17 protein-coding genes and 1 riboswitch are annotated in these 14,413 nt (G+C 73.3%); of the genes, 6 read left to right on the forward strand and 11 right to left on the reverse strand.

Annotation, left to right across the window (positions count from 1 at the left end):
• Nucleotides 1–3: 3 nt before the first annotated feature.
• Nucleotides 4–759: an SDR family oxidoreductase gene (locus ACFZDE_RS36275; RefSeq protein WP_391210306.1), complete on the forward strand. Its 756-nt coding sequence runs from the start codon at nucleotides 4–6 to the stop codon at nucleotides 757–759.
• Nucleotides 760–789: 30 nt separating this feature from the next.
• On the opposite strand, the gene amaP is transcribed toward ACFZDE_RS36275, so the two are convergent.
• From amaP to ACFZDE_RS36300, 5 genes are read right to left on the reverse strand one after another with little or no spacing between them, the layout of a single operon-like run.
• A complete protein-coding gene (gene amaP, locus ACFZDE_RS36280; RefSeq protein ID WP_391005558.1) occupies nucleotides 790–1,377 on the reverse strand; it encodes an alkaline shock response membrane anchor protein AmaP in 588 nt (195 codons plus the stop codon).
• Nucleotides 1,374–2,075: a DUF6286 domain-containing protein gene (locus ACFZDE_RS36285; RefSeq protein ID WP_391005556.1), complete on the reverse strand. Its 702-nt coding sequence runs from the start codon at nucleotides 2,073–2,075 to the stop codon at nucleotides 1,374–1,376. Before ACFZDE_RS36285 ends, amaP begins: the two co-directional genes overlap by 4 nt.
• On the reverse strand, nucleotides 2,072–2,446 hold the full coding sequence (locus ACFZDE_RS36290; RefSeq protein WP_391005554.1) for an Asp23/Gls24 family envelope stress response protein: 375 nt from the start codon (nucleotides 2,444–2,446) through the stop codon (nucleotides 2,072–2,074). Before ACFZDE_RS36290 ends, ACFZDE_RS36285 begins: the two co-directional genes overlap by 4 nt.
• A gap of 5 nt (nucleotides 2,447–2,451) precedes the next feature.
• Nucleotides 2,452–2,634: a hypothetical protein gene (locus ACFZDE_RS36295; RefSeq protein WP_190897755.1), complete on the reverse strand. Its 183-nt coding sequence runs from the start codon at nucleotides 2,632–2,634 to the stop codon at nucleotides 2,452–2,454.
• A gap of 45 nt (nucleotides 2,635–2,679) precedes the next feature.
• Entirely contained in the window at nucleotides 2,680–3,153 is a 474-nt protein-coding gene (locus ACFZDE_RS36300; RefSeq protein WP_391005551.1) for an Asp23/Gls24 family envelope stress response protein, read from the reverse strand.
• 87 nt (nucleotides 3,154–3,240) lie between these two features.
• Between ACFZDE_RS36300 and ACFZDE_RS36305 the strand changes: the two genes are divergently transcribed.
• The gene (locus tag ACFZDE_RS36305; RefSeq protein WP_391210324.1) at nucleotides 3,241–3,963 is read left to right on the forward strand and encodes a nucleopolyhedrovirus P10 family protein; all 723 of its coding nucleotides are present in this window, start codon (nucleotides 3,241–3,243) and stop codon (nucleotides 3,961–3,963) included.
• A gap of 43 nt (nucleotides 3,964–4,006) precedes the next feature.
• Here ACFZDE_RS36305 and ACFZDE_RS36310 read toward each other — a convergent pair whose 3' ends face one another.
• From ACFZDE_RS36310 to ACFZDE_RS36320, 3 genes are all read right to left on the reverse strand, one after another.
• Nucleotides 4,007–4,810, reverse strand: coding sequence for an enoyl-CoA hydratase-related protein (locus ACFZDE_RS36310; RefSeq protein WP_391210331.1), 804 nt, complete (start codon nucleotides 4,808–4,810; stop codon nucleotides 4,007–4,009).
• 150 nt (nucleotides 4,811–4,960) lie between these two features.
• Nucleotides 4,961–5,179 carry a helix-turn-helix domain-containing protein gene (locus ACFZDE_RS36315; RefSeq protein WP_010037790.1) on the reverse strand — a complete coding sequence of 73 codons (219 nt, stop codon included), beginning with the start codon at nucleotides 5,177–5,179 and terminating at the stop codon, nucleotides 4,961–4,963.
• Nucleotides 5,180–5,535: 356 nt separating this feature from the next.
• Nucleotides 5,536–7,134, reverse strand: a complete 1,599-nt coding sequence (locus ACFZDE_RS36320; RefSeq protein WP_391005545.1) for an ATP-binding cassette domain-containing protein — start codon at nucleotides 7,132–7,134, stop codon at nucleotides 5,536–5,538.
• 183 nt (nucleotides 7,135–7,317) lie between these two features.
• Between ACFZDE_RS36320 and ACFZDE_RS36325 the strand changes: the two genes are divergently transcribed.
• Nucleotides 7,318–7,734, forward strand: a complete 417-nt coding sequence (locus ACFZDE_RS36325) for a VOC family protein (protein ID WP_391211082.1) — start codon at nucleotides 7,318–7,320, stop codon at nucleotides 7,732–7,734.
• Nucleotides 7,735–7,745: 11 nt separating this feature from the next.
• On the opposite strand, the gene ACFZDE_RS36330 is transcribed toward ACFZDE_RS36325, so the two are convergent.
• The 3 genes from ACFZDE_RS36330 to ACFZDE_RS36340 form a co-directional block, all read right to left on the reverse strand.
• Entirely contained in the window at nucleotides 7,746–9,146 is a 1,401-nt protein-coding gene (locus ACFZDE_RS36330; protein WP_391210345.1) for a hypothetical protein, read from the reverse strand.
• Nucleotides 9,147–9,413: 267 nt separating this feature from the next.
• Nucleotides 9,414–10,529 carry an alpha/beta fold hydrolase gene (locus ACFZDE_RS36335; protein ID WP_391210350.1) on the reverse strand — a complete coding sequence of 372 codons (1,116 nt, stop codon included), beginning with the start codon at nucleotides 10,527–10,529 and terminating at the stop codon, nucleotides 9,414–9,416.
• 82 nt (nucleotides 10,530–10,611) lie between these two features.
• Nucleotides 10,612–11,331 (reverse strand): class II aldolase/adducin family protein, encoded by a 720-nt coding sequence (locus tag ACFZDE_RS36340; protein ID WP_391210355.1) that lies wholly within the window; start codon nucleotides 11,329–11,331, stop codon nucleotides 10,612–10,614.
• A 227-nt stretch (nucleotides 11,332–11,558) separates the two neighbouring features.
• On the opposite strand from ACFZDE_RS36340, the gene ACFZDE_RS36345 reads away from it, so the two are divergent.
• From ACFZDE_RS36345 to ACFZDE_RS36355, 3 genes are all read left to right on the forward strand, one after another.
• Entirely contained in the window at nucleotides 11,559–12,803 is a 1,245-nt protein-coding gene (locus ACFZDE_RS36345; RefSeq protein WP_391210363.1) for an inorganic phosphate transporter, read from the forward strand.
• 34 nt (nucleotides 12,804–12,837) lie between these two features.
• The gene (locus ACFZDE_RS36350; RefSeq protein ID WP_031108151.1) at nucleotides 12,838–13,059 is read left to right on the forward strand and encodes a hypothetical protein; all 222 of its coding nucleotides are present in this window, start codon (nucleotides 12,838–12,840) and stop codon (nucleotides 13,057–13,059) included.
• Between the two features lie 141 nt (nucleotides 13,060–13,200).
• Nucleotides 13,201–13,359, forward strand: a riboswitch (cobalamin riboswitch).
• A 99-nt stretch (nucleotides 13,360–13,458) separates the two neighbouring features.
• Nucleotides 13,459–14,412, forward strand: coding sequence for a cobalamin biosynthesis protein (locus ACFZDE_RS36355; RefSeq protein ID WP_391210377.1), 954 nt, complete (start codon nucleotides 13,459–13,461; stop codon nucleotides 14,410–14,412).
• Nucleotide 14,413: the final 1 nt, after the last annotated feature.

A 14,413-nucleotide genomic window follows, 5' to 3' on the forward strand; every position in this document is an offset into this window, starting at 1 on the left:
ACCATGGATCTTGGACTGAAGGACCGGGTGTACGTCGTCACCGGGGCCACGCGCGGCCTCGGCAACGCCACCGCGCGTGCGCTCGTCGCGGACGGCGCGAAGGTGGTCGTCTCGGGACGGGACGCGAAGACCGTCGCCGAAGCGGCGGCCGAGCTGGGACCGAACGCGGTCGGCGTCGCCGTCGACAACGCCGACCCGCAGGCCGCGGCCCGGCTGATCGCGGCCGCGCGGGAGAACTTCGGCCGCTTCAACGGCGTGCTCGTCAGCGTGGGCGGCCCCCCGGCCGGGTTCGTCGCGGACAACACGGACGACCAGTGGCAGACGGCGTTCGAGTCGGTGTTCCTCGGCGCGGTACGGCTGGCCCGCGCCGCCGCCGCCGAGATGGAGGCCGGTGGTGTCATCGGGTTCGTGCTGTCCGGGTCGGTCTACGAGCCGATCCCGGGGCTGACCATCTCCAACGGGCTGCGGCCGGGGCTGGCCGGGTTCGCCAAGTCGCTCTCCGACGAGCTGGGTCCGCGCGGCATCCGGGTGGTCGGTGTCCTGCCCGGGCGGATCGACACCGACCGGGTGCGGCAGCTGGACGCGCTGTCGGCGGACCCCGAGGCGACCCGGGCGGCGTCGGAGTCGCGGATCCCGCTGCGCCGGTACGGGGCACCGGAGGAGTTCGGCCGGGTGGCGGCGTTCCTGATGTCGCCCGCGGCTTCCTATCTGACCGGGGTCATGGTGCCGGTCGACGGTGGCGCGCGGCACGGCTTCTGAACGGTCCGCGCGAGGGGTGGCGCGGGGTCCTCAACTCACCCGTTCGGCGCCGTGCTTGACGCCCTTGAGCCGCACCTCCGCCGGGAGTGCGGCGAGGCCCGCCGACGTCCTGGCGTGGGCGAGGGGGCCGGTGGTGAAGTCGGCCAGTACCGTCCCCGGGTCCACGTGCGGCTCCAGTGCGAGCCGTACATGGGCCTCGGGGGTGGTGCGACGGCCTTTGAGGTGCGCCTGGGCTCCGCCGACGCCGTCGATGTGGGCGGCCTCCTCGGTGAGGACGTTCTCCAGGGCCCGGCCGCGCAGGAGCGCGCCCTCGCCGTCGCCGGTGTCGACGAGGACCTCGGCCAGGCGACGCCGGCGCAGTACCGCGACGAGCCACCACAGGGCGAGCAGCAGCAGAACCGCGAGGGCGGCGATGACGACCGGCCACCACCAGCCGTCGTCGCGCCAGCGGGTGCGCTCGGCGTCGCTCAGCAGCACGTCGTGTCTGCTGTCGTGGATCCACCACGAGGGCACCGGGGCGCCGAGGCCGACGGCCAGCACGGAGCCCCCGAGCACCAGCAGGACCAAGCCGACCAGGCCGAGGAACACGCGGTTGACGATGCCGAGCACCGCCCTCACCCCTTTCGGCCGGGCCGCCGGACGCGCACCGACAGCGAGGGCGGCCGGGACAGCCCCAGGCCGCGGACCGCGTCGGCGAGCACCTCGTCCAGCTCGGTGTGTACGTCGTCCAGTTCACGGAAGTGCGACACGGCGCGCACGTCCGCCCGCCTGCGGCGCACCCGTACCCATGCCGCCTGCACACCGGCCACTTCCATGGCCCGGTCCCGCAACGCGGTGGCGGCGGCGTCCCGGTGCAGTCCGGCGCGCACGCCGGTGTGCCTGCGCCGCATCGGGAGCACGTCGCGCAGGCCGGGTGTGGCGGCCAGGATCAGCAGCCAGAGGCCGAGGACCGCGGTGACCCCGGCGCCGACGAGGACCCAGGTGTCGTCCAGGGGCCGTTCGGCGAGCTGGTCGGCCAGTTCCCGGCGCCAGTACATGCCGGGCCGGCCGGCGCGTACGGAGACGATGTCGTAGAGGAACAGCCCGGTGAGGCCCAGGAGCAGCAGGGCGACGATGCCGGCGGGGACGCGCCGTGCCGACCAGAAGCGGCCCTCGGGTTCACCCTCGTCCTCGGGTGCGGCGGGCGGTGGTTCGTGGGCGGCCGGGGAATCGGACCGGTCGGCCGCGTCGCCGTCGTCGCGCTGCTGCTGGTCGAGGACGGGCAGCCGCTGGGTGGCGCCCTCGGCGGGCTGTTCCTCGTCGCGGGGTTCGCTCAACGCGTCCTCCCCTGTCCCGTGCCGTGCGCCGCGGTCAGGTGCAGCCGCTCCACGTGGACGACGACCTCCGGCACCTGCATTCCCACCAGGTCGCCCACCCGCTCGACGACTTGGCGGCGCACGGTGCGGCAGCGGGCGCCGACGTCGCAGGGGTAGTCGAGTTCGACGTCGACCCTGACATGGGCCACCTCGTGGTGGACGGCGACGGACGCGGACGGCCGCCCGGCGCCGGGCGGCAGCGTACCGACGGCCTCGCGGGCCGCCTGGGAGGCGATCTTCGCGACGACCCGGTCGGCGATCCGGGTCGCGCCGCGCTCGCCGGGCGGGACGGCCGCCAGGGGTCTGTCGAGCTCACCGGCCCCCGTGCTCATCGGCGTCACCGCCGCCGTTCACGGACATGGAAGAACTCGCCGAAGTCCATGTCCCCGTCCAGGAACCGGCCGACGACGAAGCCGACGGCGCCCAATGCCGCCACCAGCACGAAGGCACCGAATCCGCCGAAGTATCCGGCGAAGGCCAGCGCCATGCCGGCGATCATGCCGACCACGGCCATGCTCATGCGCGTCTCAGCTCCTCAGCCGCTGTGGTGTCCGATGGCCCGTGCTCACTGGATCCGGCGCTCCGGTTCCTCTTCCTCCTCGTCCGGCAGCTTCACGTCGCTCACCGCGATGTTGACCTCGACGACCTCCAGGCCGGTCATCCGCTCGACGGCGGTGATGACGTTCTCCCGGACGCCGCGTGCCACATCGGCGATCGACACGCCGTACTCCACGACGATCTCCAGGTCGAGGGCCGCCTGCACCTCGCCGACCTCGGCCTTCACCCCGCGTGTCACGGACTTGGCGCCGCCGGGCACCCGGTCGCGCACGGCGCCGAAGGTACGGGACAGGCCGCTGCCCATGGCGTGCACGCCGTCGACGTCGCGGGCGGCGAGCCCCGCGATCTTCTCCACGACGCCGTCCGCGATGGTCGTCCGGCCGCGGGAGCCCGGGTCTCCTCCCCCGCGCTTGACCAGCGGACTCCTGCGCGCCGCCGCTGATTCGGACTCCCCGCCGCGGTTGTCGGTCATGTCAGTCATCGCCGTACGTCCTTTTCGGTCGTCGTCTCTGGACCACGTTAAGCACGGTTGCGCGAGAGCGCGCCTCTGATGCGGCAGGCTGGAGGAATGACGGCCGACCGATGGACGCGGGCAGTGAGACATCAGCTGGGAATCGGCAGGCTTCTGCCGCTGGGTGACGCGCGGGACGGCGCGTGGATCGCGGAGCGGGCAGCCGAGGCGGTGCTGCGGAGCGCGGCGTCGGACGCGCCGGGTGTGCGCCTCGACGCGCTCCGGGTCGCGGTCGCCGACCCGGAGGACACTGGGGAGCCGGCCGTACCGGCGCCGCCGAGCGCTCTGCCGCCCGGGCCGCTGCGGGTGACGGCGGAGTTCGCGGCCACGGCCGCGCGGCCCCTGACGGCGACGGCGTCGGCGCTGAGGCAGGCGCTGGCGACCGCGGCGGACCGGCGGCTCGGGCTGACGGTGACGGAGGTGGACCTGCTGGTGACGGGGCTGCTGGACGACGAGGGGCCCGCGGAGGGCGGACCCGCCGTCGCCGTTCCCGAGCCCCCGGCCGACACGCGGGCCGAGGGCGAGGACGAGGCCCGGGTGGCCGCCGCCGCGCTCGGCGTCCCGGGGGTCCGCCATCTGACCGGCACGCTGGGCCACCCCGTGCACATCGAGCTGCTGTTCCCCGAGGGCGCGGCGCTGCCGCACCGCCATGTCCGGCTGGAGCTGGCGGTGGGCGCGGACGGGCGGGCCCGGGATGTGGCCCGCGAGGTCCGGACGGCGGTCAGGCGGACCCTGTCGGACCATCCGACGGTGGCGGTCGTGGTGAGCGCGATCGGCTGACCGCGCCCTCCACCGGCCGGACCGGCGGTCCTCGGAGGGCCCGTCAGTCCCCGACGCCGGCGAGGTCGCGCAGGCGGCGGGCCTGGGACTGGCGCTCGGCCTGGCGCTGCTCCTCGTAGGTGCGGTCCTGGGCGCCGCGCAGCAGCGCCTTGGTCTCGACGACCGCGTCGCGGGGCGCGGCGAGGACGGCCGACGCGAGGTCGCGCACGGCGTCGTCGAGCTGCCCGGCGGGCACGGCGAGGTTCGCCAGACCGGTGTTCACGGCCTCCTCGGCCGTGACGAAGCGCCCGGTCACGCAGATCTCCAGCGCGCGGGCGTATCCGACGAGTCCGACCAGCGGATGCGTGCCCGTCAGATCGGGCACGAGTCCGAGGCTGGTCTCGCGCATGGCGAACTGCACGTCGTCGGCGACGACGCGCAGGTCGCAGGCGAGGGCGAGCTGGAAGCCCGCCCCGATGGCATGTCCCTGGACAGCGGCGACGGAGACGAGGTCGCTGCGCCGCCACCAGGTGAACGCCTCCTGGTATTCGGCGATGGTCGCGTCCAACTCGGCGTCGGCGCCGCGCGCGAGGTCGACGAACGACGGTTCGCCGTCGAAGCCCTCGGGCGTGAACGCCTGCCGGTCGAGCCCGGCCGAGAAGGACTTGCCCTCGGCCCGCAGCACCACGACCCGGACGGTGCCCGGCAGCTGCCGCCCGGCCTCGGTCAGCGCCCGCCACAGAGCGGGGCTCTGCGCGTTGCGCTTGGCCGGGTTGGCCAGCGTCACCGTGGCGATCGCGTCGTCGACGGTGAGCCGTACGCCGTCCTTGTCGAGTACGGGAACGAGGTCCTGGTCGGACGAAGCCATGGGACGCCTCCGATGTGTGCGGTCGTCATGCGCGCCCCGCGACGGCTGCACCGCCGCGGCAGGCCACGCTTAAGTGACTGCACAGTAACCACCCGGCCGATCAGTCGACCGACCGGGTGGCCACCATCGAAGCCGAGGGGCCACCCGGGGTCAGGCCGTGGCCTTCTTGCCCCGGGTCGCCCCGCCACGCCCTCGCAGCGTGACGCCCGACTCACTGAGCATGCGGTGCACAAAGCCATACGAGCGGCCGGTCTCCTCGGCCAACGCCCGGATGCTCGCACCGGCGTCGTACTTCTTCTTCAGGTCTGCCGCGAGCTTGTCGCGCGCGGCGCCGGTCACCCGGCTGCCCTTCTTCAGAGTCTCGGCCACCCGTGCCTCCTCATGGGAAGTGCGCTCTGGTCTCCTCATGATCACCCCTCCGGGCCGTCATGGCCACCCATTCGGCAAGGTCCGTGAGACAAGGTTGTGACGACGGGAGCGCGTCCCCACATGCGGAATGCCGAATTCCGAAGAACGGCGTCCGTACATCCGAACGGATGGTGGAGGAAAAGGCCAGGTCAGAAAGGCGGCGCGGCCGAGCCCGGAAGAATCGGGGGCTCGGCCGCGAAATCGATGTAGGACACACCTCGATACGAGGAGATCTCACACAGATGATGGATCACCGCTAGGCCGAATGATCCATACGCCGTTGATCACGCATTCGATCAAGGGAATGCGACACGCGATCAGGCGAGGGCGACGAGATCCGCGTAGTCGGCGCCCCACAGGTCCTCGACGCCGTCGGGCAGCAGGATGATCCGCTCCGGCTGGAGCGCCTCGACCGCGCCCTCGTCGTGCGTGACGAGGACGACCGCGCCCTTGTAGGTGCGCAGCGCGCCGAGGATCTCCTCACGGCTGGCGGGGTCGAGGTTGTTGGTCGGCTCGTCGAGGAGCAGCACGTTCGCCGAGGACACCACGAGGGTGGCGAGGGCCAGACGGGTCTTCTCGCCGCCGGAGAGGACACCGGCCGGCTTGTCGACGTCGTCGCCGGAGAACAGGAACGAGCCGAGCGTCTTGCGGACGTCGACCAGGTCCAGGTCGGGGGCGGCCGAGCGCATGTTCTCCAGGACCGTGCGCTCCGGGTCGAGGGTCTCGTGCTCCTGGGCGTAGTAGCCGAGCTTGAGGCCGTGACCCTCGATGACCTGGCCGGTGTCGGGCTTCTCGGCGCCGCCGAGCAGGCGCAGCAGGGTCGTCTTGCCGGCGCCGTTGAGGCCGAGGATGACGACGCGGGAGCCCTTGTCGATGGCCAGGTCGACGTCGGTGAAGATCTCCAGCGAGCCGTAGGACTTCGACAGGCCCTCGGCCATGAGGGGGGTCTTGCCGCACGGGGAGGGCTCGGGGAAGCGCAGCTTGGCGACCTTGTCGGACTTCCGCTCGGCCTCCAGGCCGGCCAGCAGCTTGTCCGCCCGGCGGGCCATGTTCTGCGCGGCGACGGTCTTGGTGGCCTTGGCGCGCATCTTGTCGGCCTGCGAGTGCAGCGCGGAGGCCTTCTTCTCGGCGTTCTGCCGCTCGCGCTTGCGGCGCTTCTCGTCGGCCTCGCGCTGCTGCTGGTAGAGCTTCCAGCCCATGTTGTAGATGTCGATCTGGGCGCGGTTGGCGTCCAGGTAGAACACCTTGTTGACGACCGTCTCGACCAGGTCGACGTCGTGGGAGATCACGATGAAGCCGCCGCGGTAGGTCTTGAGGTAGTCGCGCAGCCAGATGATCGAGTCGGCGTCGAGGTGGTTGGTGGGCTCGTCGAGCAGCAGGGTGTCCGCGTCGGAGAACAGGATCCGGGCCAGCTCGATACGGCGGCGCTGACCGCCGGAGAGGGTGTGCAGGGGCTGGCCGAGCACGCGGTCGGGCAGGTTGAGCGCGGCGGCGATGGTGGCGGCCTCGGCCTCGGCGGCGTACCCGCCCTTGGTGAGGAACTCCGTCTCCTGGCGCTCGTACTGCTTGAGGGCCTTCTCGCGGGTGGCGCCCTGGCCGTTGGCGATGCGCTGTTCGTTGTCGCGCATCTTGCGGATCAGCACGTCCAGGCCGCGAGCGGACAGGATGCGGTCGCGGGCAAGAATGTCCAGGTCGCCGGTGCGGGGGTCCTGCGGAAGGTAGCCGACCTCACCGGAGCGCGTGATGGCGCCACCGGCGGGCATGCCCTCACCGGCCAGGCATTTGGTGAGGGTGGTCTTGCCCGCGCCGTTGCGGCCGACGAGGCCGATGCGGTCGCCCTTGGCGATGCGGAACGAGGCGTTTTCGATGAGGACACGGGCACCGGCGCGCAGCTCGATACCGGAGGCGGAGATCACGGACAGACTCCAGGGCGGATATGGGGGCGGGATGGACGGCTGAGGACGTTCCCGCCGTCTAGTGCGCGAGGAGAATGGCCATGGGGGACAGTCTAACGGGGACGTGCAAGCAGTTTTTCTGCGTTCGGTGGGTGGGTGTTCGACCGAGGGGACACCCCCGCGAGACACGAGGAAGTGATCGCCATGGCGGGCATGTCCGGCGGGCGTCCGAGCATCTTTCCGACGCTGCTGTACACGGACGCGAAAGCCGCGATCCGGCAGCTCACGGAGGCCTTCGGTTTCACGGAGCTGTCGGTCTACGAGGGCGAGGACGGCTCGGTGCTGCACGCCGAGCTGGCGCAGGGCAACGGCGCGGTGATGGTCGGCACCAAGGGCCGGGGCGGCCTGTTCGACGCGGCCATGAAGGGCGCGGGCACCACGGGGGTGTACGTGGTGGTGGACGACGTGGACGGGCACCACCGCCACGCCGTCGACCACGGCGTGGAGGTGCTGATGCCCCCGACGGACCAGGACTACGGCTCGCGGGACTACATGGCCCGGGACCTCGAGGGCAATGTGTGGAGCTTCGGGACGTACGCGCCCGAGATCGCGGCGCCCTGAGGTCCCTTGATTCAGCTGCCGCCGGTGTGCACCTGGAAGGCGGCCCGGCGCACCGCCTTGGCCAGGGCCGGGTCGGGGTGGGCGGCGGCGAGGGCGACCAGGACCTGCACGGTGCGCGGGTGCCCCACGGCGCGTACCTCGTCCAGGAGCATGGGGACGGTCGGCTGCACCGCGGACTCCAGGTGGCGCACCAGCAGCGGCGCCTCACCGTGGTCGGCGACGGCGGCCGCGGTGTCCACCCACAGCCACGTGGCCTCCTCGCGGGTGAGGACCTCGTGGGCGTCCTCGGGGTCGGCGCCGTCGTGCTCGGCCAGCCACAGCAGCCCGTAGGGCCTGAGCGTGGGCTCCTCCAGCACACCGCGGACGTCCGGCTCGGCGGGTGCGCCGACCACGCGCAGCGCCTCGAAGGCGAGACCGCGCAGCAGGGCGTCCTCACCGCGCGCGGCGCCGAGGAGCTCGGTGACGGCGCTGCCGACGGGGCGGGCGGCCAGCCAGGCGCGGTACTCGGCGCGGGCCGCGTTCGGACGCAGCTGGGCGCAGCCGCGCAGCATGTCCTCGGCGGCCTGCTCGATGTTCCCGGCGGGGCTCTGCGCGGCGACGCAGATCTGCTCCAGCTTGACCCACACGGCCCAGCTGCCGAGCGGGGTGAGGGTGGCCTGGCCGTCGCCGTAGGTGAGGGCGCCGACGGAGGCGAGGGCGCACAGGGCCCAGTCGAGCAGCGGGGCGAGCGGGGCGTCGGTGTGCTCCGGTTCGGCCGGCGGCTCGGGCTGGGGGCCGTAGGGGATCTCGCAGCGGGCGGTGCGCAGCTCGGTGACGCGCTGCTCCAGGAGGTCCAGGAGCTGCTCCACGGGGACGGGCCCGGCGGACAGCTGGAGGAAGGAGAGCGCCTGCGGCATGGCGGAGACGACCTCGGCGACGGCGGCGGGCTCGTGCTCGGCGGGCTCCGGGTGGGCGAGCGACCAGGCGTCGAAGAGGGCGACCCAGCCGCGCAGCACGGCGCTGTCGTCGCGGTTCCAGGCGCGCAGCCGCCAGCCGGGGCGGGCGCTGGCGCCGTGCACCTCGATGAGACCGGCGAGGCGGGCGGTGTCCCAGTCGGCTCTGACCTGAGCCGAGGTCAGGCCCAGGTCACGGGCCGCCCGTTCGGCGGTCGCCTCGGAGAGGGTGGCTTTGCCGTCGTCGGTTCCGCTGTCCCGGCCGGGGCCGAGCGCGGCGTCGGCCCAGCGGGCGACGCGGGCCGCGTCGGCCAGGACCGAGCGTGCCATTCTGGCCAGCTCCGCCGGTGCCGGGGTGCCCTGTGGAGGGCGCGGCGCGGGGCGGCGCGAGCGCCGCTGGTTCATCGCTTGGGGGGCGGCGGCCAGGGGTCGCGGGCGGACGAGTCGAAGCCTGGAGTCGCGCGGGATACGGGACGTCACGGGGGCAGTCTTCCGGTTGACGGTCCGAAAACCCAAACGGAATGTCACGGCGGGCGACGGGGATGGCCAACGCACCTGTGCGCAGGAGTGGTCGAGGGCCGGGAACAGGCCAGTGGTACGACGCTAAACGGAATCGCCACGACCGGTCGCTGCCGAGCGACCTGGGACGCGGTCGCGACCGGGGAAGGGGGCGTGGGCGGGGGGCGTGTGAGAGTCCGCCAGGACCCCGGCGGCGGGGGCCGCTTCGGCGAACGGGTGTGAGAGGAGTCACATGAGGGGGGTCATGAAGCGGCGAAGTGACTCCTCGTAGGCCTCCGGGTCGGCGTTCCACATGGCGCCGTGCGGGGCGTGGGCGACCGTGCGGAGGGCGACCAGGCCGGGGCGGGCGTCGGCGAGCCGGCGCGAGAGCCACCAGGGGGCGACGGTGTCGTCCGGTCCGTGGAAGACCAGCGCCGGGACGCGCAGGCCGTCGGCCGGGGCGCGGTCGCCGGTCACGCCGGTGCGGCCCTGGGCGGCGCGGACCGCCAGGGGCAGCAGCACGCCCGGGGTGCGGCGGGCCGAGGCGAGGGCGCGCAGGGTGGTCTCCCAGTCGAGCACCGGGGAGTCCAGGACGAGCCCGGAGACACGGTCCCGCAGCCCCGAGTGGGCGGCGGCGCGCAGCGCCATGGTGGCGCCGGTGGACCAGCCGTGCAGGACGACCTGGCGGGCCCCGTAGCGCACGGCGTAGCGGATGGCGGCGTCGAGGTCGCGCCACTCGGTCTCGCCGAGGTGGTTCAGGCCGTCGGGCAGGCGGGGTGCGCCGAGGTCGCCGCGGTAGGCGAGGGCGAGCACCGGGAAGCGGTTGCGGTGCAGGAACCCCATGACGTTCATGGCGAGTTCCCGGGTGGTGCCCAGGCCGTGCACGGCGATCACCCAGGTGTCCCGCTTGCCCGGCACGAACCACGCGGGCAGGGCGCCGAGTTCGCCGGGGACGTCGACGTCGGCGTGTTCGAGGCCGAGGGCGGCGCCCGGGTTGCCGACGTATACGTTCGGGGTGAGCCAGACCTTGTCGCCGGCCGTCAGCGTGCCGTGCGTGACGCCCTCCAGGCGGCGTACGACGGTGTCGGCGGAGTGCGGCGCGCCGGTCAGGACGGGGCCGACGACCGCGTGGGAGCCGTTGCCGGAGAGGCCGTAGCGGCCGGGGCGCAGGGCGGCGAGGTCCCGGGTGAGGGTGATCTGCCCGGCGGCGGTGCCGTGCACCGTGAGCCGGGGTTCGGTGGGCAGGGGCCTGCCGGGGGGCGCCTTGAGCGCGGCGTCGCTGGCGAGCCGGCCGGCGGCCACCGCGGCGGCACCGGCCCCGATCACGGCGGTGACGGCAGCGGCCGTCGCTCTGGCAGTGCGCACGGCTCCAGTGTCCTGGGGGACGCCGTGGGCGACCAGTGGGAGGCAGCGGCGGGGTGACGTCCCCGGCGGCCCCGGGGGCGGTTCAGCCGCGCTGGCCGTAGCCGCGCAGGCGTTCCTCGACCTCCGTCAGTTGGTCCCGGGACAGCAGGCTCGGGGTGAGGCCGGGCACCGAGGAGGCGGTGAGCCACAGACGGCACATCCACTCCAGCTGGGCGGTGCGGTCGTAGGCCTGGGCGAGGGTGGCGCCGTGGGTGACGGTGCCGTGGTTCCGCAGGAGGCAGCCGGAGCGGCCGGCGAGGGCGCTCAGCATGTTCTCGGCCAACGCGTCGGTGCCGTAGGTGGCGTAGGGGGCGACCCGGACGGGGCCGCCGAGCGCGGCGGCCATGTAGTGGATCAGCGGGAGTTCGCTCACCAGCGTCGAGACGGCCGTGGCGTGGACGGCGTGGGTGTGGACGACGGCCAGGGCGCCGGTGGTCCGGTAGACCGCGAGGTGCATGGGCAGTTCGCTGGTCGGGACGAGCGTGCCGAGGACCTGCCGGCCGTCGAGGTCCACGCCGGTCACGTCCTGTGGCGCCAGCCGGTCGTAGGGGACGCCCGACGGTGTGACGAGGACGGTGTCCCCGACGCGTACCGAGACGTTGCCGGACGTGCCGACGACGAGCCCCTCCGAGACCGTCCGCCGGGCGGTCGTGACGAGCTCCTCCCAGGCATGTATCTCCTCGGGGCTCGCGCTCCCGCGCCCCGGCCCGGGCCCCCCGGCCCCGTCTGTGGTGTCCCGCTCGTCGCCTCGCCGCTCAGCCATGCCGCGATCCTGCCAGGGAAGGGCCCGAAGCGCCGCGGTGCAGGGGGCGATTCAGCTGCCGGCTCACCTGGTCCGCCGCCGGTCGCCGGGGGCGCGGAGGCCGCTGTTCCGGGGCGGAACGAGGACCCCCCGTTGCAGTCACTCCTGCGCCCCTCCCAGTTCATCTTCCGTTCACTCAGGTTGCCTACGTTCGTCTGGCCAATGACCTCGAACGATTGCCTGGGTAAATGGAAAGCTTCTCGCTGATCCTCGCGATTGTGGTGGTAACCGCTCTCGCGTTCGATTTCACGAACGGTTTCCACGACACCGCGAACGCGATGGCCACGACCATTTCCACGGGCGCCATGAAGCCCAAGGTTGCGGTGGCCATGTCCGCGGTCCTCAACCTGGTCGGCGCCTTCCTGTCCGTCGAAGTCGCCAACACGATCTCCAAGGGCCTCGTCGACGAGGCCGGCATCCGTCCCGAGGTCATCTTCGCCGCCCTGGTCGGCGCGATCCTCTGGAACCTGCTGACCTGGCTGGTCGGTCTGCCGTCCAGCTCCTCCCACGCCCTCATGGGCGGTCTGATCGGTGCCACGATCGCCTCGGCGGGCGTCGGCGCGGTGCACGGTGACGTGCTGGTCACCAAGGTGCTCATCCCGGCGATCGCCGCCCCGCTGGTCGCGGGCGTCGCGGCGATGCTCGCCACCCGGCTGACGTACTCCCTGGGCAGCAAGGCCGAGAGCAACGCGTCCAAGAAGGGCTACCGGGCCGGCCAGATCGCCTCGGCGGGCCTGGTCTCCCTGGCCCACGGCACCAACGACGCGCAGAAGACCATGGGGATCATCACCCTCGCCCTGGTCGCGGGCGGCGCCGTCGCGCCCGACTCCGACCCGCCCATGTGGGTCATCCTCTCCGCGGGCGTCGCGATCGCGCTCGGCACGTACCTGGGCGGCTGGCGCATCATCCGCACGATGGGCAAGGGCCTGACCGACCTCCAGCCGCAGCAGGGCTTTGCCGCCCAGACCTCCGCGGCCACGGTCATCCTGGCCTCCTCGCACCTCGGCTTCTCCCTCTCCACGACGCACTCCGTGTCCGGCTCGGTGATGGGCGCGGGGCTCGGCCGCAAGGGCGGCGTGGTCCGCTGGTCCACCGCGACGCGGATGTTCGTCGCGTGGGGCCTGACCCTGCCGGCGGCGGCCCTGGTGGGCGCGCTCGCCGAGTACGTCACCGGCTTCGGCAGCTGGGGCACCGGCCTGGTGGCGGTCTTCCTCGTCGCCTCCAGCGCGTGGATCTGGAAGCTGTCGCGGCGTGAGGTCGTCGACCACACCAACGTCAACGACACCGACGACGCGGAGCCCGCGGGTGTGGTCACCACGGCGATGGCCGCGGTGACGCCGCCCCCCGCGGTCACGGTGATGGAGGACCCGGTCCCCGCCTTCCCGCCGCAGGCCACCGCCGAGCGCACGCCGACCACGCCCACCACGGTCTGACCCCGTCACCGGCTACAAGGAAGAGTCTTTCGATATGAAGATCGACTGGGCGGCCCTCGGTTCCGTCTTCGGTGTCAGCCTCGTGGTCACCGTGGCCCTCGTCGGCCTGTTCACCCTCGGCATCACGGGCCTGTCGCGCCGTGAGCGGGCGGTGGCGGAGGGCGGGTCCGCGGGGCTCGCGGTCACCGGCGCGTACGCGTGTTTCGCGGCGTGTGCGGCGGCCGTGGGGTACGGGATCTATCTGATCGTGGCCTGACGGGCCTGATAGGCCTCAGGGCTTGAGGGCCTGACGTCACGTCGTGTCCGCCGGGCGGTACGGAACTCCGGTTCCGTACCGCCCGGTCGTCGTGTGCACGGCAGAGGGATGTGGGGTTCTCCACACTCTCCCCTCGCAGGTCAACGGCAAGTTGACGGCGGTTCCCGGCCGTGGTGGACTGCCGGGGCCAATACGGCGGCAGGAGAGGAAGCCGGTGAGATTCCGGCGCGGTCCCGCCACTGTCACCGGGGTAGCGATCCCCGGGAGCCAGGAACTCTCACCGCCGGTCTCGTCAACCCAGGGCGTGGACACCCTGAGTGAGGACACATATCGCCATGCGCGGCTGCCGATCGAGGTTCGACTCCCCACCCCCGCCCGCCCTCCTGGCCGGCTGAGCCCATGGGTGCCGGTCGCGTCTTCGCGTACGGCGCCGCCGCCGGCCTGATCGGTGACCTGCTGCTCGGTGATCCTCGCCGGGGGCATCCGGTCGCCGTGTTCGGGCGGGCCGCGGGTGCCGTGGAACGGGTGCTGTGGCGGGACCACCGCGGGTGGGGCGCGCTGCACACCACCGTGTGTGCCGGAGGTGCCGTCGCTCTCGGGTCCCTCGCCGCGCGGGCCGTACGCGCCTCCACCGTCGCCTCGGTCGCGCTGACCGCGGCCGCCACCTGGGCCGTCGTCGGGGGGACGTCGCTGGCCCGGGAGGCGCGGACCATCGGGAGTGCCCTGGAGGCCGGGGACGTCGAGGCGGCCCGGGCCCGGCTGCCGCATCTGTGCGGGCGGGACCCGCAGGCGCTGGACGCCGACGGAATGGCCCGGGCCGTGGTCGAGTCGGTCGCCGAGAACACCTCCGACGCAATCGTGGGGGCGCTGGTGTGGGGGGCCGTCGGCGGGGTGCCCGGGCTGCTCGGGTTCCGGGCCGTCAACACCCTGGACGCCATGGTCGGGCACAGGTCGGCCCGCTACCGCCGCTACGGGTGGGCCTCCGCGCGGCTGGACGACCTCGCGGGGTGGCCGGGAGCGCGGCTGACCGCCGTACTCGCCGTGCTGGCCGGGCCGGATCCGCGGGGGGCCGTGCGCGCCTGGCGGGCCGACGCGGTGCGGCATCCGAGTCCCAACGCCGGGCCCGTGGAGGCCTCGTTCGCCGGGGCGCTCGGGGTGCGGCTCGGCGGGACGCTCTCCTACGGCGGGCGGGTGGAGCACCGGCCCGTGCTGAACGCGCGGGGGCGGACCGTCGGCACGCACGACGTCGAACGGGCCGTGCGGCTGTCGAAGCGCGTCACCTGGCTCGCGCTCGGGGTGTGCGCCGGTGCGCGGTCGCTGATGAGCGCGCGGTCATCGAGAAGGGGGAAATGAC

The sequence above is a fragment of the Streptomyces sp. NPDC007929 genome (assembly GCF_042959065.1).
GTDB lineage: Bacteria > Actinomycetota > Actinomycetes > Streptomycetales > Streptomycetaceae > Streptomyces.